This window comes from Kitasatospora sp. NPDC092286, assembly GCF_044755565.1.
Classification (GTDB): domain Bacteria; phylum Actinomycetota; class Actinomycetes; order Streptomycetales; family Streptomycetaceae; genus Kitasatospora.
This window is the reverse complement of the sequence record NZ_JBIVRD010000001.1, coordinates 437958-457784: the sequence shown is the minus strand read 5'-3', so window position 1 is coordinate 457784 and position 19827 is coordinate 437958. Positions and strand designations below refer to the sequence as shown.

The 19827-nt window shown below is 75.5% G+C and carries 16 protein-coding genes; 9 read left to right on the top strand and 7 right to left on the bottom strand.

Translation table 11 applies throughout. The features are described 5' to 3' along the window. Position 1: 1 nt before the first annotated feature. The 6 genes from ACIQIB_RS02210 to ACIQIB_RS02185 all read right to left on the bottom strand — a co-directional run bounded on the left by ACIQIB_RS02210 (position 2) and on the right by ACIQIB_RS02185 (position 6127). Entirely contained in the window at positions 2-1675 is a 1674-nt protein-coding gene (locus tag ACIQIB_RS02210) for an L-aspartate oxidase (protein WP_363606022.1), read from the bottom strand. A gap of 17 nt (positions 1676-1692) precedes the next feature. Beyond that, complete coding sequence (gene panD / locus ACIQIB_RS02205) at positions 1693-2169, bottom strand: aspartate 1-decarboxylase (protein WP_363606021.1); 477 nt, start codon at positions 2167-2169, stop codon at positions 1693-1695. Between the two features lie 45 nt (positions 2170-2214). Beyond that, complete coding sequence (gene panC, locus ACIQIB_RS02200) at positions 2215-3120, bottom strand: pantoate--beta-alanine ligase (RefSeq protein ID WP_400756250.1); 906 nt, start codon at positions 3118-3120, stop codon at positions 2215-2217. After that, on the bottom strand, positions 3120-4085 hold the full coding sequence (locus tag ACIQIB_RS02195) for a Rossmann-like and DUF2520 domain-containing protein (protein WP_400654324.1): 966 nt from the start codon (positions 4083-4085) through the stop codon (positions 3120-3122). Before ACIQIB_RS02195 ends, panC begins: the two co-directional genes overlap by 1 nt. Positions 4086-4181: 96 nt before the next feature. After that, entirely contained in the window at positions 4182-4871 is a 690-nt protein-coding gene (locus ACIQIB_RS02190; protein ID WP_363606019.1) for a response regulator transcription factor, read from the bottom strand. 29 nt (positions 4872-4900) lie between these two features. Next, the gene (locus ACIQIB_RS02185) at positions 4901-6127 is read right to left on the bottom strand and encodes a sensor histidine kinase (protein WP_400756248.1); all 1227 of its coding nucleotides are present in this window, start codon (positions 6125-6127) and stop codon (positions 4901-4903) included. 129 nt (positions 6128-6256) lie between these two features. Here ACIQIB_RS02185 and ACIQIB_RS02180 point away from each other — a divergent pair, with 129 nt between their 5' ends. Together ACIQIB_RS02180 and ACIQIB_RS02175 are read left to right on the top strand one after the other, a co-directional pair. Continuing rightward, positions 6257-7294, top strand: coding sequence for an SAM-dependent methyltransferase (locus tag ACIQIB_RS02180; protein ID WP_400756246.1), 1038 nt, complete (start codon positions 6257-6259; stop codon positions 7292-7294). Continuing rightward, positions 7291-8460, top strand: a complete 1170-nt coding sequence (locus ACIQIB_RS02175) for an NADH-quinone oxidoreductase subunit D (protein WP_363606014.1) — start codon at positions 7291-7293, stop codon at positions 8458-8460. The genes ACIQIB_RS02180 and ACIQIB_RS02175 overlap by 4 nt, the downstream gene beginning before the upstream one ends. Before the next feature lie 71 nt (positions 8461-8531). On the opposite strand, the gene ACIQIB_RS02170 is transcribed toward ACIQIB_RS02175, so the two are convergent. Then, entirely contained in the window at positions 8532-9338 is an 807-nt protein-coding gene (locus ACIQIB_RS02170; protein WP_400756314.1) for a hypothetical protein, read from the bottom strand. A 283-nt stretch (positions 9339-9621) separates the two neighbouring features. Between ACIQIB_RS02170 and ACIQIB_RS02165 the strand changes: the two genes are divergently transcribed. The 7 genes from ACIQIB_RS02165 to ilvD all read left to right on the top strand — a co-directional run bounded on the left by ACIQIB_RS02165 (position 9622) and on the right by ilvD (position 19712). Then, complete coding sequence (locus ACIQIB_RS02165; RefSeq protein WP_400756244.1) at positions 9622-9993, top strand: hypothetical protein; 372 nt, start codon at positions 9622-9624, stop codon at positions 9991-9993. A gap of 120 nt (positions 9994-10113) precedes the next feature. Then, the gene (locus ACIQIB_RS02160) at positions 10114-13143 is read left to right on the top strand and encodes a toxin glutamine deamidase domain-containing protein (RefSeq protein WP_400756242.1); all 3030 of its coding nucleotides are present in this window, start codon (positions 10114-10116) and stop codon (positions 13141-13143) included. Then, positions 13140-14447, top strand: coding sequence for an SUKH-4 family immunity protein (locus ACIQIB_RS02155; RefSeq protein ID WP_400756240.1), 1308 nt, complete (start codon positions 13140-13142; stop codon positions 14445-14447). The genes ACIQIB_RS02160 and ACIQIB_RS02155 overlap by 4 nt, the downstream gene beginning before the upstream one ends. A gap of 164 nt (positions 14448-14611) precedes the next feature. Further along, complete coding sequence (locus ACIQIB_RS02150) at positions 14612-15571, top strand: Ppx/GppA phosphatase family protein (RefSeq protein WP_363606009.1); 960 nt, start codon at positions 14612-14614, stop codon at positions 15569-15571. Positions 15572-16137: 566 nt separating this feature from the next. Beyond that, entirely contained in the window at positions 16138-16941 is an 804-nt protein-coding gene (locus tag ACIQIB_RS02145) for a sugar phosphate isomerase/epimerase (protein WP_363606063.1), read from the top strand. Between the two features lie 30 nt (positions 16942-16971). Continuing rightward, positions 16972-17751: a class I SAM-dependent methyltransferase gene (locus ACIQIB_RS02140; protein WP_400654336.1), complete on the top strand. Its 780-nt coding sequence runs from the start codon at positions 16972-16974 to the stop codon at positions 17749-17751. A gap of 116 nt (positions 17752-17867) precedes the next feature. Next, the gene (gene ilvD / locus ACIQIB_RS02135) at positions 17868-19712 is read left to right on the top strand and encodes a dihydroxy-acid dehydratase (protein ID WP_363606007.1); all 1845 of its coding nucleotides are present in this window, start codon (positions 17868-17870) and stop codon (positions 19710-19712) included. Positions 19713-19827 lie beyond the last annotated feature (115 nt).

The following is a 19827-nucleotide window of genomic DNA, read 5'->3' as shown; positions in this document are numbered from 1 at the left end:
TCTACTGCTCCTCAGGGGTGCTGACAAGATCGCCGGAGGCGGTGAGGGTGGTGATCAGGTGGCGCCGCCAGTGGGCGTCGTCCCGCTCGGGGAAGTCCTCGCGCCAGTGGCAGCCACGGGTCTCCGCGCGCTGCGCGGCGGCCGTGACCAGGGCGGTGGCGACCAGCAGCAGGTTGGCGGCCTCCCAGGTCTCCACCCGGGGGTCGGCCGGCTTCGCCTCGGCGGCGTCCGCGTACGCCTGCTCGGCGAGCAGCGCCAGCCCGGCCGCGGAGTCGGCCATCGAGGTGGCCGAGCGCAGCACGCCCGCGCCGCGCGACATCAGCCGCTGGATCTCGGCGCGTGCCTCGGGAGCGGGCAGCGGCACCGGGTGCGCGGCGCGCGCCGCGGCCACGTCCACCGACCGCTCGGGCAGCTCGCCGGCCCGGTGGCGGGCGATCAGGTCGGCGGCGATCCGCTCGGCGAAGACCAGGCCCTCCAGCAGCGAGTTGGAGGCCAGCCGGTTGGCGCCGTGCACCCCGGTGCAGGCCACCTCGCCGCAGGCGTACAGGCCGGGCACGGTGGTGCGGCCCCGCAGGTCGGTGTGGACGCCGCCGGAGGCGTAGTGGGCGGCCGGGGCGACCGGGATCGGCTCGGTGACCGGGTCGATGCCGTGCGCGCGGCAGGAGGCGAGGATGGTCGGGAACCGCCGCTCCCACATGTCGGCGCCGAAGTGCCGCCCGTCCAGGTACATGTGATCGGTGCCCTGGAGCTGTATCCGCCGGGTGATGGCCTTGGCGACGATGTCGCGCGGGGCCAGTTCGGCCAGCTCGTGCTGCCCGACCATGAAGCGCGTCCCGTCGGCGTCGACGAGGTGGGCGCCCTCGCCGCGGACCGCCTCGGAGACCAGCGGCTGCTGGCCCTCGGCGTCCGGTCCGAGCCAGAGCACGGTCGGGTGGAACTGGACGAACTCCAGGTCGGCGGCGGCGGCGCCGGCCCGCAGGGCGAGCGCCACGCCGTCGCCGGTGGAGACCGCCGGGTTGGTGGTGGCGGAGAAGACCTGGCCCATGCCGCCGGTGGCGAGCACCACCGCGCGGGCCCGGATGGCGCCGACGCCGTCGCGCTGGCCCTCGCCCATCACGTGCAGGGTGAGGCCGGCCGCGTGGCCGTCGGCGTCGGTCAGCAGGTCGAGGACGAGCGCGTGCTCGATCAGTTCGAGGTCCGGGTCGGACCGCACGGCGGAGACCAGGGCACGCGATATCTCGGCACCGGTGGCGTCCCCGCCGGCGTGCGCGATCCGGCTCCGGTGGTGACCGCCCTCGCGGGTGAGCAGGATCTCGCCCTCGGCGTCGCGGTCGAACGCCGCGCCGGTGGCGATCAGATGGCGGACGGCCTCCGGGCCCTCGGTGACGAGGACCCGGACGGCCTCCTCGTCGCAGACACCGGCGCCGGCCACCAGGGTGTCGTCCAGGTGCTGCTCGGGGGTGTCGCCCTCGCCCAGGGCGGCGGCGATGCCGCCCTGGGCCCACCGGGTGGACCCGTCGTCCAGCATCGCCTTGGTGACCACCGTGGCCCGCAGGCCGGCCTTGCGGACGTTGAGGGCGACGGTGAGGCCGGCCACCCCGGAGCCGACCACCACGACGTCGGTGGTGGCCGTCCAGCCGGGGGCGGGGGCGGTGAGGCGGTGCGTGACGGACATGGCGTTCAGTGGCTCCTTCAGCGCGCGGTCGGGGTCGCGCCGTTGCGGTCACCGTACGCGCCCCCGGCCCGGCGGCCGGGGGGTGCCCCCAGGTCGCCGCGGACCAGCCCGGTGCCCTCCCCGGCCTCGGCCGGGTCGCCGCCCAGGCCGGTGATCCGGTTGCGGTCGTCCACGAAGACGACCCTGGGCAGGTAGCCCTTGGCCTCGGCGGTGTCCATCTGCCCGTAGGCGATCAGGATGACCAGATCGCCGGGGTGGACCAGGCGGGCGGCGGCGCCGTTGATGCCGATCACGCCGGAGCCGCGCGGGCCGGCGATGGTGTAGGTCTCCAGCCGGGCGCCGTTGTTGATGTCGACGATGTGGACCAGCTCGCCGGGGAGCAGGTCGGCGGCGTCGAGCAGGTCCTCGTCCACCGTGACCGAGCCGACGTAGTGCAGGTCGGCCTGGGTCACCGTGGCCCGGTGGATCTTGGACTTGAGCATGGTGCGGAGCATGGGGTCACGCCTCCTGTGAGTGCATGCCTGAGGGGTGCTGCTGCGTTATCGGACGATCATGCGGACGTTGTCGATCAGGCGGGTGGTGCCCACCTTCGCGGCCACGGCCAGCACCGCCTCGCCCTGGAAGCCGTCCGCCGCCTCGGTGAAGTCGTGCGGGTCGACCAGGGCGAGGTAGTCGAGGGTGACGCCCCCGGCGGCGTCGAGGACGGTCGCGGCCGCCTCGCGCACGGCCTTCGGGCCCTGCGCGGCCACGTCGCGGCCGGCGAACAGCGCCTTGGAGAGGGCGAGCGCGTGCTCGCGGTCCTCGGCGGAGAGGTACCGGTTGCGGGAGGACCGCGCCAGCCCGTCCTCCTCGCGGACGGTCGGCACGCCGACGATCTCGACGTCGAAGTCCAGGTCGGCGGTCATCCGCTGGACGATCGCCAGCTGCTGGGCGTCCTTCTCGCCGAAGAAGGCGTAGTCGGGGTCGGTGATGTGCAGCAGCTTGGCGACCACGGTCAGCACCCCGTCGAAGTGGCCGGGCCGGGTGGCACCCTCGTAGCGCTCGCCCATCGGGCCGGCCGCCAGGCGCACCTGCGGCTCGCCGTTCGGGTAGACCTCCTCGACGGACGGCGCGAAGACCACGTCGGCGCCGTGCTCCTCGGCCAGCCGGACGTCCTCGTCCAGGCTGCGCGGGTAGCGCTCCAGGTCCTCGCCGGCGCCGAACTGCAGGGGGTTGACGAAGACCGTGACGGCCACCCGGCCCTCGTGGCCGACCTGCTTGCGGGCGGCCCGGATCAGCGCGGCGTGGCCCTCGTGCAGCGCGCCCATGGTCATCACGACCGCGTTGTCGACCGGCTGCTCGTCCGGCCAGAAGGCGGCCTCGAAGTCGGCGACGGTGTGGGTGACGACGGCCCGGTGGACCTTGGGTGCCCGCTGCGCCTTGCCGGGCTGCTTGCCGCGTGCCATCAGTGCTTCTCCTCGTTCAGTACGTCCAGCAGCGCCGCCGCCGACGCTTCGTCGATCGTCCCGTTGGCGAGCGCCCGCTGGGCGGTGGCCCTGGCCATCGCCCGGTAGGCCGCCGGGATGTCCGGGGACACCGTACTGAGCTGCGCCAGGTGGCGCCGTACGGTGCCCGCGTCGCCCCGGGCGACCGGGCCGGTGAGGGCCGCGTCGCCGGAGCGCAGGCTGTTGTCCAGGGCGGCGCCGAGCAGCGGGCCGAGCAGCCGTCCGGGCTCGGCGACGCCGGCCGTGCGCAGCAGCTCCAGCGCCTGCGCGACCAGCGTGACCAGGTGGTTGGCGCCGTGCGCGAGGGCCGTGTGGTAGAGCGGGCGGACGCCCTCCGGCACCCACTCGGGCTCGCCGCCCATCTCGACCACCAGCGCCTCGGCGACCGGGCGCAGCTCCTCGGGGGCGGTCACGCCGAACGGGCAGCCGGCCAGCCGGGCGAGGTCGACGGAGGTACCGGTGAAGGTCATCGCGGGGTGCAGCGCGAGCGGCAGCGCGCCGGCCCGGGTGGCGGGCTCCAGGACGGCGACGCCGTGCGCGCCGGAGGTGTGCACCACCAGCTGGCCGGGGCGGACGGCGCCGGTCGAGGCGAGGCCGGCGACCAGGTCGGCGAGGGCGTCGTCGGGGACGGTGAGCAGCACCAGGTCGGCGGCGGCGAGCACCTGCGGCGGGGTGACGATCCGGACGCCGGGCAGCAGCGCCTCGGCGCGGCGGCGGGAGGTGGCGGAGACCCCGGAGGCGGCGACCACGCGGTGCCCGGCGAGCTGGAGGGCGGCGCCGAGGGCGGGGCCCACCCGGCCGGTGCCGACCACGCCGACGGAGAGCCGGGCCGGGCGGTTGCCGGGGTCGGTGGGGTCGCCGAAGCCGTCGGGGAACGGGGCGGGGTCGCCGAACGCGGGGAAGTCGGCACTGTCGGACGTGCTCACGGCCAGGCCCTCGTCCTCACTCTCCGTTCCGGTCCTCCTCGGGTACCGGACGTACCGGCCCATTCTACGGCCGGGCCCGGCGGCCCCGGGCCGGGATCAGTCCGAGGCCCCGGCCCGGATCAGGCCCGCCTCGTAGGCGAGGACCACGGCCTGGACCCGGTCGCGCAGGCCGAGCTTGGCCAGGATCCGGCCGACGTGGGTCTTCACGGTGGCCTCGGAGAGGACCAGCCGGGCGGCGATCTCGCCGTTCGACAGGCCCTGGGCGACCAGCAGGAAGACCTCGCGCTCGCGCTCGGTGAGCGGGCCGAGGGTGTTCGGGCCCGGCGCGTTGTGCGGGGTGGGCAGCACCTCGGCGAAGCGGTCGATCATGCGGCGGGTGGTGGTCGGGGCGACCACCGCGTCCCCGCCGTGCACCGCCCGGATCGCGGCCACCAGCTCGGTCGGCGGCACGTCCTTGAGCAGGAAGCCGCTGGCGCCGGCCTTGAGCGCGGCGAAGGCGTACTCGTCGAGGTCGAAGGTGGTGAGGATGAGCACGTGCGGGGCGTCCGGCAGCGGGCTGCCGTCCTCGGCGAGGCAGATCCGGCGGGTGGCCTGCACCCCGTCCAGGCGGGGCATCCGGACGTCCATCAGGATCACGTCCACCTCCGTGTGCCGCAGCTTCTCCACGGCCTGCGCGCCGTCGCCGGCCTCGGCGACGATCTCGATGTCGCCCTGCGACTGGAGGATCATCCGGAACCCGGTGCGCAGCAGCTCCTGGTCGTCGACGAGCATCACGCGGATGGTCAAGGTGGCTCCTAGGGGGCGCGGCGGCGGGGTCAGTGGGCTGCCTTGAGCGGCAGTACGGCGCGGATCCGGAAGCCGCCGCCGGGGCGGGGGCCGATGTCCAGGCTGCCGCTGACCATACCGACCCGCTCCCGCATGCCGATCAGGCCGTGGCCCTGGCCGTCGGTGCCACCGGAGGACAGCTGCTCGTCGGTGGTGCCGCGGCCGTCGTCCTCGATCAGGACGGCCAGCTCGCGCTCGCCGAAGTCGACCGCGACCCGGGCGTGCACGTCGGGGCCGCCGTGCTTGCGGACGTTGGTCAGCGCCTCCTGGACGATCCGGTAGACCGTCAGCTCGACGCCGCGCGGCAGTTCGCGCGGGTCGCCGGAGGTGGCGAAGTCCACCTGGAGGCCGGCCGTGCGGACCTGGTCCAGCAGCTCGGGCAGCTCCTCGACGCCGGGCTGCGGCATGTACTCGTCGGCGGTGTCGGCGGTGCGCAGCACGCCCAGCAGGCGGCGCATCTCGACCAGGGCCTGGCGGCCGGTGGAGGCGATCGTGCTGAGCGCCTGCTTGGCCTGCTGGGGCGAGTTGTCCAGGACGTACGCGGCGCCGTCGGCCTGGACGATCATGACGGAGACGTTGTGCGCGACCACGTCGTGCAGCTCGCGGGCGATCCGGGCGCGCTCGGCGGCGACCGCCACCTTGGACTGGGCGTCGCGCTCGCGCTCCAGCCGGGCGGCGCGGTCCTCCAGCTCGACCAGGTAGGCCCGGCGGACCCGGGTGAGCCGGCCCCACGCCCAGCAGAGGATGAACGGGGTGCTCATCAGGAGCGTGATGACGACCGACTCGCCCAGGTGGTACGGCTGCTGCAGGATGTTGCCCTCGCCGTCGAGCTGTGTCTTGGTCGGGTGGAGCCGCCAGAAGACCAGCGGTCCGGCCGACAGCCCGGCCGCCAGCGCCAGCCGGGACACCCAGGTGGAGGCGAACGCGGCACCGGTGTAGGCGAAGACCAGGTACGCGATGCTGGAGATGGCGGGATCGACGTCCAGCGCGACCTGGCCGACGCCGATCGCGGCGGCGGTGGCCACGGTGGCGTCGGGCCACCGGCGCCGGACGACCATCAGCAGCGGGAGGACCACCGCGATGGCGAGCTGGACGCCGTACCGCCAGCCGTGGTTGCTGCCGTTGTCCGGCAGTACGCCGAGGAAGAGCACGATCGACGCCCAGGCGGCGTCGACCACCATGGGGTGACGGCGGAGCCAGGCGTTGAGTCGATGCACGCCTCAAGGGTAGGCAGCCACCTGGCGTGTTCAGGTCCACCGGGAGGGCGATCCCGCCTACTCCCTAGGTCGGAGAAGCCCCGGTTCCGGTTGGGCGGGTCGTGGCCGGTCCCGGTAGCGTCCCGCCGCATGAGCTGGATGCGGTGGCGGCCCGCCATGGAAGAGGCCCTGTACGCCCCGGAGGGCGGTTTCTACCGCCGGCCGGAGGGCCCGGCCGGGCACTTCCGCACCTCGGTGCACGCCTCCCCGCTGTTCGCCCGGGCGGTGGCCCGGCTGCTGCTGGAGGTCGACGCGGCCCTCGGCCGTCCGGCGGAGCTGGCCTTCGTGGACGTCGGGGCGGGGCGCGGCGAACTGCTGACGGGGGTGCTGGCCGAGCTGCCGGACGCGGTGCGCTCCCGGCTGCGGCCGTACGGCGTGGAGATCGGGGCGCCGCGCCCGGCGGGACTGCCGTCCACAGCCCTGTGGACGACCGTGGTGCCGCGCGGTGTCACCGGCCTGCTGTTCGCCAACGAGTGGCTGGACAACGTGCCGCTGGACCTGGCCGAGGTGGGCGAGGACGGGCGGCTGCGCTATGTCGAGGTGGACACCGCGACGGGCGCGGAGCGCCCGGGCGAGCCGGTGACCGAGGCGGACGCCGCCTGGGCCGCCCGCTGGTGGCCGGGCGGCCGTCCGGGGGACGTGGTGGAGCTGGGCGGCCCCCGGGACGCCGCCTGGGCCTCGGCCGTCGGCGCCCTGGAGCGCGGGCTGGCGGTCGCGGTGGACTACGGGCACACGGCCGCCGCCCGCCCGCCGCTGACCACCCTGACCGGCTTCCGGGCCGGCCGCGAGGTGCCCCCGGTGCCGGACGGCTCCTGCGACCTCACCGCGCACGTCGCGCTGGACGCCGTGGCCGTGCCCGCCGTCCACAGCCTGTGGACGACGCAGCGGGAGGCGCTGCGGGCGCTCGGGGTGAGCGGGACCAGGCCACCGCTCGCGCTGGCCTCCTCCGACCCGGTGGCCTACCTGCGCGCGCTCGGTGGCGCGGGCGAGGGCGCGGAGCTGACCGACCCGGCCGGCCTCGGCGGTTTCGGCTGGCTGGCGCAGGCCGTCCGGATGCCGCTGCCCGAAATCCTGAAGGGGGCACAGGGGCTGGAGCGGCCGGAGGGATGGCAGACTCTGACCCCATGAGGGAGACCACGGTCGGCATCGGAGCGGGAGCCGAGAGCTTCACGGGCGAGGCCGGCAGCACCGACATGGTGCTCAACATCGGCCCGCAGCACCCCGCGACGCACGGCGTCCTGCGGCTGAAGCTGGTGCTGGACGGCGAGCGGATCGTCACCGCCGAGCCGGTGATCGGCTATATGCACCGGGGCGCGGAGAAGCTCTTCGAGGCCCGCGACTACCGGCAGATCATCATGCTGGCCAACCGGCACGACTGGCTCTCCGCCTTCGCCAACGAACTGGGCGTGGTGCTGGGCGTCGAGCGGATGCTCGGCATGGAGGTGCCCGAGCGCGCGGTGTGGATCCGCACCCTGCTCGCCGAACTGAACCGGGTGCTCAACCACCTGATGTTCCTCGGCTCCTACCCGCTGGAACTGGGCGGCATCACCCCGATCTTCCACGCCTTCACCGGCCGTGAGGACCTCCAGCACGTGCTGGAGGAGGCCTCCGGCGGGCGGATGCACTACATGTTCAACCGGGTCGGCGGCCTCAAGGAGGACCTGCCGGCCGGCTGGCTCGGCCGGGTCCGGGCGGCGGTCGCCACCGTCCGCTCCCAGCTGCCGGTCTTCGAGGAGCTGGTGCTCGGCAACGAGATCTTCCGGGTCCGCACCGCCGGCGTCGGCGTGCTCACCAGGGCACAGGCCGAGGCGTACGGGGTGAGCGGCCCGATCGCGCGGGCCAGCGGCCTCGACTTCGACCTGCGCCGGGACGAGCCCTACCTGGCGTACGGCTCCGAGGAGCTGCGCCGGGTGCTGACCGTGGTCACCCGCGAGGAGGGCGACTGCCTGGCCCGCTTCGAGTGCCTGCTGGAGCAGACGGTCAACTCCCTCGACCTGGCGGACGCCTGCCTGGACAAGCTGGCCACGCTGGCGCCCGGGCCGGTCAACCTGCGGCTGCCCAAGGTGCTCAAGGCACCCGAGGGCAGCACCTACGCCTGGACGGAGAACCCGCTCGGCGTCAACGGCTACTACCTGGTCTCGCGCGGTGACAAGACGCCGTGGCGGCTCAAGCTCCGCTCGGCGTCCTTCAACAACATCCAGGCGCTGACCGAGTTGCTGCCCGGCACCCTGGTCGCCGACATGGTGGCGATCCTGGGCTCGATGTTCTTCGTCGTCGGGGACATCGACAAGTGACCGGCGGGTAGCCGTCCGCGACCCCGGCGCGCGGCGGGCCGGCCGGGTACGGCGGCCACCGCGCGCCGCGGCTACGCCTTCTTCTTCGGCTTCGCCGGGTCGGCCGGGTGCGGGGCCACCTTGCGGTCGCCCTTGGTGGCGATCCGCTGCTCGCAGAGGCCGGCCAGCTCCTGGTACGCGGCCTTGCCCATCAGCTCGGTGAGCTCGGGGCGGTAGCTGACGTACACCGGGTCCGGGCCGGTGTGCGCGTCCGGGCTGCCGGTGCACCACCAGTGCAGGTCGTGGCCGCCCGGGCCCCAGCCCCGGCGGTCGTACTCGCCGATGGTGACCTGGAGGTAGCGGGTGTCGTCCGGGCGGTCGATCCAGTCGTAGGTGCGGCGCACCGGGAGCTGCCAGCAGACGTCCGGCTTGGTCTCCAGCGGCTCCTTGCCCTCCTTGAGGGCGAGGGTGTGCAGCGCGCAGCCGGCGCCGCCGGGGAAGCCCGGGCTGTTGAGGAAGAGGCAGGCGCCGTTGACCCGGCGGGTCTGCCGGTCGCCGTCCTCGTCCAGCATGGTGATGCCGCCGTCGAGCCTGATCCGGCCCCTGTCGTCGGTGCCGTGCTCGAAGTTCTCCCAGATCTCCGGCGTCAGCCGGGCCGCGTGACCGGCCACCCGCTGCTCGTCGTCCTCGTCCGAGTAGTGGGCGCCGAGCGTGCAGCAGCCGTCCGACTCGCCCCGGCCCTCGCGGATGCCCTGGCAGCCGCGGCCGAAGATGCACGTCCAGCGGGAGGTCAGCCAGGTGAGGTCGCAGCGGAAGACCTGCTCCTCGTCGTCGGGGTCGGTGAACTCGACCCAGGCGCGCGGGAAGTCGAGCGGGACCTCGGCGCGCAGGGTCGGCATGGCGAGATCGATCGCGGTCGTTCCGGCCCTGGGCTTCTTCTTGGACGTGTCTGCTGCTGCCACCCGGCAAGGGTAGAGCCTTCGCGGAGGTGCGAACCGCCCATGGCCGGGGCATTTGCGGTGATTTCACCGGCGGTCCACCGCCCGCGGGCCCGCGGCGGGGGCCTCGGGGGGAGGTGGAGACGGGGCGAAGAGGTCACCGGCGTCCTGCGGCCGGGGCGGGATCCGGCTCCAGGACTTCAGCTCTAGGATGGGCGGCCGGTCCACGACGGGAGGTACGGGGATGGCCGGCGGCAGCGGCAAGTTCGTCATCAAGCCCTGGGAACTGCACGGCGAGGGGCGGGAGTTCGAGAAGATCTCGGCGGACCTCGGGAAGGCCGCGGCCGCCCTGGAACAGGGCCTCGCCGCGCTCGGCAGCCCCTGGGGACCGGACCGGCCGGGCAGCGGCTTCGCCACCGTCTACCGCGAGGCGCACGGCGAACTGCTCGGCGGCCTGCGCGGGTTGGCCGGGCGGCTCGGCCAGGTCGGGGCCGGGCTGCACACCATGGCCGAGCGGACCACGGACGCCGACACCTCGGCCGCGGCGGGCTTCGGCGCGACGGCCGGCACCGGGCCGGACGGCAGGCGGCCCCGGCACCTTCGACGGCCCCGGTGACGTCCGCAACCCCGGCGGCCGTGGGGACCGTCCCCGAGGACAGGCCGGCCTGACACCGGCCCTCCCCGCCCGCCCGTGCCGCCGCCCGGCGGTGATCCGCCTCCCGAAAGGGGAACGCGCGTGTCCCGGAAGCTGCCCGAGGAGCTCGCACCGTTGCTGGCCAGGACCGGCCACCGGTGGCCGCAGGCCGACGAGGACGGGCTGCGCAAGGCGGCCGGGCTCTGGCGCGAACTCGGCGCCGAGGCGGAGCGCCTCGGCAGGCGCGGCGGCGACTCCGCCAGGCGCGTCACCGGGGAGAACTCCGGCCGGGCGGTGGAGGCCTTCGGCGAGTACTGGCGGGCGTTCAGCGGCGGTGGCAAGGGCCACCTGGACGACGCCCACTCCGCCGCCGGGCTGGTGGCCGGCGCCTTCGACCGGGCCGCCCGGGCCGTGGACGGCTGCAAGGCCGATGTCGTCGCGGCCCTCACCGAGCTGGCCGCCGAGCTGAAGCAGGCCGAGGAACAGGCGGCCAGGGCCAGGGCGGCCGCCGTCAAGGCCGCCGAGGCCGCCGAGTCCGCCCGGAACGGGAGCGGCGCCGCTCCCGGCGGGGTCTTCGGCGGGCTGGCGGCCGGGGTGCGGAACACGGCCACCGGGCAGGTCGCCGAGGCGATGGCGGCGGTCGCCGTCGAGGCCGCCCGGCTGAGGATCGGCGGGCTGCTGGACGAACTCGGCCGGGCCATGAAGGACGGGCTGGCCACGGCGCTCAAGGAGCCCGCGGTGGTCGCCCTGCTGCGCCTCGGGCCCAGCACGCCCGGCGCGGCCGGGGTGCGGACGGCCTCCTGCGCCACCGGCCCCGGCGGGGCCTTCGACCCGCTGGCCGCCGGGCTGCCGGCCGCGCTCGCCGAGCCGGGCGTGCTGGGCGCGGGCGGTGCGGGCCTGGCGGTGGTGATCGGCGCGGACGGAAAGCCGGTGGCCGGTGCGGACGGGCAGCCGGTGGTCGGGGTGCCCGGTCTGAGCGTCAGGCTCGACGAGGCCGGCCGGCCGGTGCTGGACGAGGCGGGCAACCCGGTCATCGTCCGGGCGGACGGCACACCGGTGGCGGACGCGAGCGGGCTGCTCGTCGTCCAGGGCCCGGACGGCAGACCGGTGGTCGGGGTCGAGGACCTGACCGTGCGGCTGGACGAGCACGGGCGGCCGCTGCTCGGCAGGGACGGCCGGCCGGTGCTGACCGACAAGGACGGCACGGAGGTCCTCGGCGTGCCGCTGACCGGCCTCGCGGCGGGCGACGCCGGGCCGGGCCGGGCCCACCGCGCGGGTGTCGGGCCGGACGGTGTCCTCGGCGACTCCCCGGACGGCACACCGCCGGGGGAGCCCGGTCCGGTGGTGCCGGGCGCCGGGCCGGACGCCGTGGTGCGGGCGGCCGGCCAGGAGTCCGGCTCCGGCGGGTCCGTCGGCCTGGCGGGTGACCCCGGCGTTGCGGCGGGCGGCTCCGGTGACGGCCGACAGGTGCGGACCGGGCCGGTGGGCGCTGCCGACCGGGCCCCCGCCCAGGCCGAGAGCCCGGTCCGGGCCCCGGCGGCCCCGGCACACCAGAGTGGCGGCGGCTCGGACGGCGGCGACTACACCCTGGCGCCCGCGTCCTCGCACTCCGGCGGTGGTGGAGGAGGAGCTGGTGGCGGCGGAGTGCCGGTCACCGTGCGGACGGACTCGGTGCTCGCGCCGCCCGCGTCCGCGGCGCCACCCTCCTGGTCCGCGCCGTACCACCCCGGTCCGGACGCGGCCACCGGCGGCCCGGGCGGCGGCTCCTACCCAGGTGCGTACGGGGGTTCGTACGGGGGCGGCTACGGCGGGCCGGTGGGCGCGGGAGCGGTCGGCCCCGGCCCGCTCGCGAGCAGTGCGAGCAGTGCGGGCAGTGCGGGCGGCGCGGGCGGCGCGGGTGGTTACGGCGGAGGCCCCGGTGCGGCCGGGCACGGCCCGGCGCCGTTCGGCAGCGGAATCGGCGCGGGTGCCCCGGCCGTACCGGTCGCCCTCCCCGGCGCGGGCGCCCCGGTGCCCGGGCAGCCCGGATCAGGCCCGGCCGCCCCCGGACAGCCCGCGCCCACCGAACCGCGTCCGGGCGCCGTCGGAGCGGGCCCGGGCGGACCTCGCGCGGCCACCGGTGCCCCGCACCCGGTCACCACCCCCGGCCCGCTGCCCGTCCCCCCGCCGCCGGTCGCCCCACCGCTGCCCGTCCCGCCGCCGGCCGGGCCGGGCGGCGGACGCCCCGAGCCCCACCCGGGCGACACCCGCCGCCGTCCGGACGGATCACCGGCCGAGGGCCAGCCGGGGACCGGCTGGGGAGCCGTCCCGGTCGCCACCGCCCACGCGATGGCCCTCCAGCTCGCCCTGCGCGCCCCGCGCACCGGCACCGCCCCCGGCGGTCCGGTGGTCCGCCTGCGGACCATCGCCGACAGCCGCCCGTACGGCCGGCCCGGCGGGCTCGCCCAGGTCGACCCCGAGCACCAGCGCGAGGTCGAACGCCGCGCGCCCCGGGACGGCGACGGCCTGCCCGTCCGTCACCCGGCCCCGGCGGCCGGCGGCTGGGCCGAGGCCGTCAACGACGGCGGCCCCCGCGAACCGGGCCGGGCCAACAACAGCCTGGAGATCGCGCTCTCGGCCGTGGACACCTTCACCGGCCGGCCGACCTGCGCCGCACCGCGCGTCCCCACCGAGGGCGACGCGGGCGAGCGCGGCGGACGCGACCGCGCGGAGCGCGAACTCGGCGCGCCGTTCCGGGACCTCGGCGACGGCGGCCCGGCCTTCGGCCGGCTGGCCGGCGAACTGCGCCGGGCCGGCCACGGCTCCCAGGCGCTCCTGCTCACCCTGGACGGCTTCGGCCGCCCGCACGCCTGGAACGCCGTCAACCACCGGGACACCGTGACCTATCTCGACCACCAGGTCGGCCGCCAGGGCCCGGCCCCGCTGCACGACGGCCGCCACGGCCTCTGGGCGATCGCCCTCGACCCCGAGGGTCGCCCGCTCGATCTCGCCGTCCGCCGGTTCGAGGCCGTCGAGGCCGTCGAAGCTGCCGAGGCCGTCGAAGCCGCGCCCGCGCCGGGTGCGGCCTCGACGACCGTGCCGTCCGTCCCTTCCGGTTCCGGCCGGGCCGCCGCAAGGAGCACCACCCCGTGACCACTCGCGCGCAGGCGATCGAGGCCGCCCACCGCTGGATCAACGGCGAACTGCCCGGGGCCTCGGCCGGGAGCCGCCCGGTGCGCTCGCACGAGTTCGACCTCGGCTGGGTGCTCTGGGCCGAGCCACCGCCGGTCCGGGTCGACCCGAGGACGGGCGAGCGGCGGGCCCCCGAGGAGATCGGCGCGGCCTGCGCCGTGGTGGACCGGGAGACCGGGCGGTTCACCGTCTGGCCGTCCGTGCCGGTGGACGAGGTGGTCGCGCTGTACCGGGACTTCCTCGGCGCGGGCGGGTACGACCCGGCCCTGCCACCGGCCACCGGCCGGGGCACCCGGGCCGAACTCACCTACCGGAACGGCTTCGGCGAGGTCCGCACCATGGCGCTGCGCTCGGCGCCCGGGCTGCCGCATCCGGCGCTGCGCGGCTGGTGGCGGCTGCGCGAACTGGGCGTCCGGGCCGAGGACGTGCTGGCCGTCCACACCGACCTGCGGCTGGGCGCGCTGCCCGGCGGCTACTGGGCGCACGCGCTGGCCGCCGAGCTGCCCGGGGCCCGGGTGGGCTTCGACCTGCCGTACGGGCCGCGCTTCGACCACCGGGCGGCGGCCGTCCGGGCGCTGCCGGCCGTGCCCGGCGAACCGGCCCCCAACCGGGTGCCGTTCCCGCGCACCGCGCCGTCGGCCGCCGTCGAGCGGGCCGCCGCCGAGCCGGCCGGGGCACTGGCGGCCCGGCTGGTGCGGCGGTTCGGGGCGGGCGGCGTCCAGCGCTTCGGCCCGGACGACGTCGCCCGGGCCGATCTGCCGGAGGACTGCGCCGGACTGCTGCTCACGGTCGGCGTGCCGGTGGCCGTCGAGGGCTTCTTCGCGCTGCACCACCCCCGGCCCGAGGCCATCGCGGACGGCACCCGGCCCGGCCCGGTGCTGCCGCCGCTCGCCGCCCACCTGGCGGACGCCGGACGCGGCACCAGGATCGCCGATCGGGAGCGCCGGGCGCTGGCCCCGCAGCTGCTGCTCGGCACCGACGGCTGGGCGCTGATCACCGTGGACACCGCCCGCGGCGCCGTCCGGGCGGTCGACCCCGACTACGCCACCGCCCGGCACTGCAACGACGGCCCGGCGGCCTTCGTCCGCTGCCTGGAGCTGTTCGCCGGGCGGCTCCCCGGCCTGCGCGGCCCGGACCGACGGGCCGCCGGGACCGCCGTCGCCGACCTCCAGCGGGGCCTGGCGGCGATCGACCCGACGGTCTTCGACGATCCGGAGAACTGGTGGGCCGTCATCGTCGAGCAGCTCTGGGACGGCCTGTTGTGAGCCCCGCCGCCGGCCCGTCGGCGCCCGCACCGGCGCCCGCGTCGGCCCGTCGCGCGCGGTGACCGGCCGGGGTCCGTGCCGGGTCCGTACCGACCCACCCGGACCAGCGCGAATACCGCCGCGGCCGGGTGGGCGCGGCACCGTATCGCGTAGCGTGGAGAGTTATGCGACTCGGTGTTCTCGACGTAGGTTCCAACACGGTCCACTTCCTCGTGGTGGACGCCCATCCCGGTGCCGCCCCGCTGGCCGCGTACTCCCACAAGGCCGAGCTGCGGCTCGCCGAACTCCTCGACGAGCAGGGGGCGATAAGCGAGGCCGGGGTGGAGCGGCTGGTCGGCATGGTCGCCTCGTCCATCCGGGTCGCCGAGGACAAGGGCGTCGTCGACATCCTGCCCTTCGCCACCTCCGCCGTCCGCGAGGCGGCCAACGGCGAGGAGGTGCTGCGCCGGGTCGCCGAGGAGACCGGCGTCGAACTGCGGGTGCTCTCCGGACAGGACGAGGCGCGGCTCACCTTCCTCGCCGTCCGCCGCTGGTTCGGCTGGTCCTCCGGCCGGCTGCTCAACCTCGACATCGGCGGCGGCTCGCTGGAGATCGCCTGCGGTCAGGACGAGCAGCCCGACATCGCCTGCTCGCTGCCGCTCGGCGCCGGCCGGCTCACCGCCCGCTGGCTGCCCGGCGACGTCGCCGACCCGGACGGCCTGCGCGAGCTCAGACGCCACATCCGGGCCGAGATCGCCAGCGTGGTCGGCGAGATCTCCCGGCTCGGCGCCCCCCACCACGCCGTCGCCACCTCCAAGACCTTCAAGCAGCTCGCCCGGATGAGCGGCGCCGCCCCCGCCGAGGCCGGCCCGTACACCGACCGCCGGCTCACCCGCAGCGGCCTGGCCGCCTGGGTGCCCCGGCTCTCCGCGATGACCGTCGCCGAGCGGGCGCAGATCCCCGGCGTCTCCGAGGGCCGGGCCAAGCAGTTGCTGGCCGGCGCCCTGGTCGCCGACGCCGCGATGGACCTCTTCGGCCTGGACGAGCTCGACATCTGTCCGTGGGCGCTGCGCGAGGGCATCATCCTGCGCCGCCTGGACGCCATGGACAGCCCGACCGACCGGCACCCCGCCCTCGCCGGCTGAGGCCTTCGGCCCGCACCGGCGGGGGGACCTGGCTCCGTTCCGGGCGCGGTCCGCTTACGCTGTCTCCCGTGGCGCAACCAGCGGACGAGGACGGGACGCAGGGGGGCCGCGCTGCCGGAACCGGGCAGCCGCGGCCGGACGGCCCGCGCCGCACCCGCCCGGACGAGGGCGGCGCCGAACCCGGGACCACCGGCCGTGCCCGCAAGCTCGGCAAGGCCGTGAAGGGCGTCAAGACGGCCAAGGCCGCCAAGGCGGCCGGGGCGACGAAGACCGCCAAGACCGCGAAGACCGTGCAGGCGGTGAAGACGGCGGCGAAGACGGCGGCGAAGAAAGCCGTCCAGAAGACCCCCGGCGCCGAACGCGGCCCGGAACGCGGCCGCGGCACCGGACGGGCCGCCGCCCGTGCCGCCAAGAGCCCCCGCGACACCCGGACGGCCCGGGCCGCCGGCGCCGCCAAGGCCGCCGTGCAGTCGGTGAAGTCCGTCAAGGCCGCCCGGCAGGCCGCGGCCCGCCCCGCCCCGCTGCTGCGCACCACCGACCGCCTGGTGCTGCCCCCACACCCCGCCCTGCACATCCCCGACACCAGGATCGCCCTCTCCACCGCCTCGGTGTACCCGGCCGGCACCGCCATCGCCTTCGAACTGGCCGCGAAGCTGGGCTACGACGGTGTCGAGGTGATGGTCTGGAACGACCCGGTCAGCCAGGACATCGAGGCGCTGCGCCGGCTCTCCGACGCCCACCGGATGCCGATCCTGGCCGTCCACGCGCCCTGTCTGCTGATCACCCAGCGGGTCTGGACCACCGACCCGTGGACCAAACTGGTCCGGGCCCGGGCGGCGGCCGAGAAGCTCGGCGCCGACGCCGTCGTCGTCCACCCGCCGTTCCGCTGGCAGCGCCAGTACGCCCGCGAGTTCGTCGAGGGCATCGACCGGATGGCGGGCGAGACCGACGTCCGCTTCGCCGTCGAGAACATGTACCCCTGGCGCTACCGCGACCGCGAGATGCTGGCCTACGCCCCCGGCTGGGACGTCACCGAGGAGGAGTACCGGCACTTCACCATCGACCTCTCGCACGCCGCCACCTCCCGGATCGACGCCCTCACCATGGTCGAGCGGATGGGTGACCGCCTCGCCCACATCCACCTCGCCGACGGCAGCGGCTCCGGCAAGGACGAGCACCTGATCCCCGGCCGCGGCAAGCAGCCCTGCGCCGAACTGCTGGAACACCTGGCCAGGACCGGCTTCGACGGCCATGTGGTGCTGGAGGTCAACACCCGGCGCTCCGCCTCCCCCGCCGAACGCGAGGCCGACCTCGCCGAGGCGCTCGCCTTCACCCGCTTGCACCTCGCGACCCCCTCCCGCGTACGCTGACCGAACGAACCAGGTTTCCCTGGAGGGGATATGACGGGCGAACAGGACTATCGGGGCCTCGCCAAGTCCTTCGACTCGGTAGCCGCCGAGTACGACCGCGCCCGGCCCTCCTACCCCGACGAGCTCTTCGACGAGCTGGAGCGCCTGGCCGGCCGCAGCCTCAAGGGTGCCCGGGTGCTGGACGTCGGCGCCGGTACCGGCATCTCCACCCGCCTGCTGGCCGCCCGCGGTGCCGATGTCGTGGCCGTCGAGCCCAGCCCGGGCATGGCCGCCCGACTGCACGCGGTCTCCCCGGAGATCCCCCTGGTCAAGGGCACCGGTGACGAGCTGCCCTTCCACGACCGCTCCGCCGACCTGATCACCTACGCCCAGGCCTTTCACTGGACGGTGGCCGAGCGCTCCGTCCCCGAGGCGATCCGGGTGCTGCGCCCCGGCGGCGCCCTCGCCACTTGGTGGAATGTCAGGGACGGCGGCGTCGGCTGGGTGCGGGCGATGGGCGAGCGGCTCTCCGTCGCGCTGCCCGGGCCCTACCGCTGGTACGGCCGGCTCAACGAGGTCACCGATCAGCTGCTCCCCTTCGGCCTGCGGACCCGCACCGCCGTGCTGCGCTGGGAGCGCCGGATCACCGTCGAGGGCGTCATCACCGACCTCACCTCGCATTCCTACATCGCCGCCCTCGCCCCCGAGGAGCGCGAGCCGCTGCTGGCCGTCGAACGCGAGGCGCTGCTCGCCGAATTCCCCGACGGCTGGGTGACCGAGTCGTACCTGCTGGACCTCACGGTGGCGATCACCCCGGGCGGCGACGCCTGACCGCATCGCGGACGCGCCGTCCACCGCCCGGACGGCGGGCGTAGGCTCGATAGCCACAGCGGCGCCGCACCCTCCTACCCGCGGGGCCGCCAGCAGCCCCGAAGGAGTGGAGCACAGTGCCCGAGCTGAGGTCCCGTACGGTCACCCACGGTCGCAACATGGCAGGCGCCCGGGCGCTTCTCCGGGCCGCCGGCGTAGCCCGCGAGGACTTCGGCAAGCCGATCATCGCGGTCGCCAACTCCTTCACCGAGTTCGTCCCCGGCCACACCCACCTCCAGCCGGTGGGCCGGATCGTCTCCGAGGCGATCAAGCAGGCGGGCGGCATCCCGCGCGAGTTCAACACCATCGCCGTCGACGACGGCATCGCGATGGGCCACAGCGGCATGCTCTACTCGCTGCCCTCGCGCGACCTGATCGCCGACTCGGTCGAGTACATGGTCAACGCCCACTGTGCCGACGCGCTGATCTGCATCTCCAACTGCGACAAGATCACCCCCGGCATGCTGATGGCCGCGCTGCGCCTCAACATCCCGACCGTCTTCGTCTCCGGCGGCCCGATGGAGGCCGGCAAGGCCACCCTGGTCGACGGCACCGTGCGCAAGCTCGACCTGGTCGACGCGATCGCCCAGGCGGTCAACGAGAACGTCTCCGACGAGGACATCGCGATCATCGAGGAGAACGCCTGCCCCACCTGCGGCTCGTGCTCCGGCATGTTCACCGCCAACTCGATGAACTGCCTCACCGAGGCGATCGGCCTCTCGCTGCCCGGCAACGGCTCGCTCCTCGCCACCCACACCGCCCGCAGGGCCCTCTACGAGAACGCCGGCCGGACGGTCGTCGAGATCACCAACCGGCACTACCAGCAGGACGACCACTCCGTCCTGCCGCGCTCCGTCGCCTCCCGCGCCGCGTTCGAGAACGCCATGGCGCTGGACATCGCGATGGGCGGCTCGACCAACACCATCCTGCACCTGCTCGCCGCCGCCCAGGAGGCCGAGCTGGACTTCGACATGCGGGCCATCGACGCGATCTCCCGCAAGGTGCCCTGCCTCTCCAAGGTCGCGCCCAACGGCTCGTACTACATGGAGGACGTCCACCGGGCCGGCGGCATCCCCGCCCTGCTCGGCGAGCTGTACCGCGGCGGACTGCTCAACGAGGACGTGCACACCGTCCACTCCGGCTCGCTCGACGAGTGGCTCAAGACCTGGGACATCCGCGGCGGCTCCCCGTCCGCCGAGGCCGTCGAACTCTGGTACGCGGCCCCCGGCTGCGTCCGCTCCGCCGAGGCCTTCTCCCAGTCCGAGCGCTGGGACTCGCTGGACACCGACGCCGCCAGGGGCTGCATCCGCGGCGTCGAGCACGCCTACTCCGTCGAGGGCGGCCTCGCCGTGCTGTACGGCAACCTCGCCGAGGACGGCTGCATCGTGAAGACCGCCGGCGTCGACGAGTCGATCTGGACGTTCAGCGGCCCGGCCGTCGTGGTGGAGTCCCAGGAGGACGCCGTCGAGGCGATCCTCGCCAAGCGGGTCAAGGAGGGCGACGTCGTCGTCATCCGCTACGAGGGCCCCAAGGGCGGCCCGGGCATGCAGGAGATGCTCTACCCGACGTCCTTCCTGAAGGGCCGCGGCCTCGGCAAGGCCTGCGCCCTGGTCACCGACGGCCGTTTCTCCGGCGGCACCTCGGGCCTCTCGATCGGCCACGCCTCCCCGGAGGCCGCGTCCGGCGGCGCGATCGCGCTGGTCGAGGACGGCGACCTCATCGCCATCGACATCCCCGGCCGGAAGATCTCCCTGGAGGTCTCCTTCGAGGAACTGCACGAGCGCCGGCTGAAGCTGGAGGCCGAGGGCGGCTACCGGCCGAAGAACCGCGACCGCCAGGTCAGCCAGGCCCTGCGCGCCTACGCCGCGATGGCCACCTCCGCCGACAAGGGCGCCGTCCGCGACGTGACCAGGCTCGGCTGAGCCCGCAGCACGGAGGAGGGGTGGGGCCCCCCCGCGGGGCGCCCCCCCCCCCCGGCCCCCCCCCCCGGGGGCCCCACGACCCCCCGCCCCCGGCCCCCCCCCCCCCCCCCCCCCC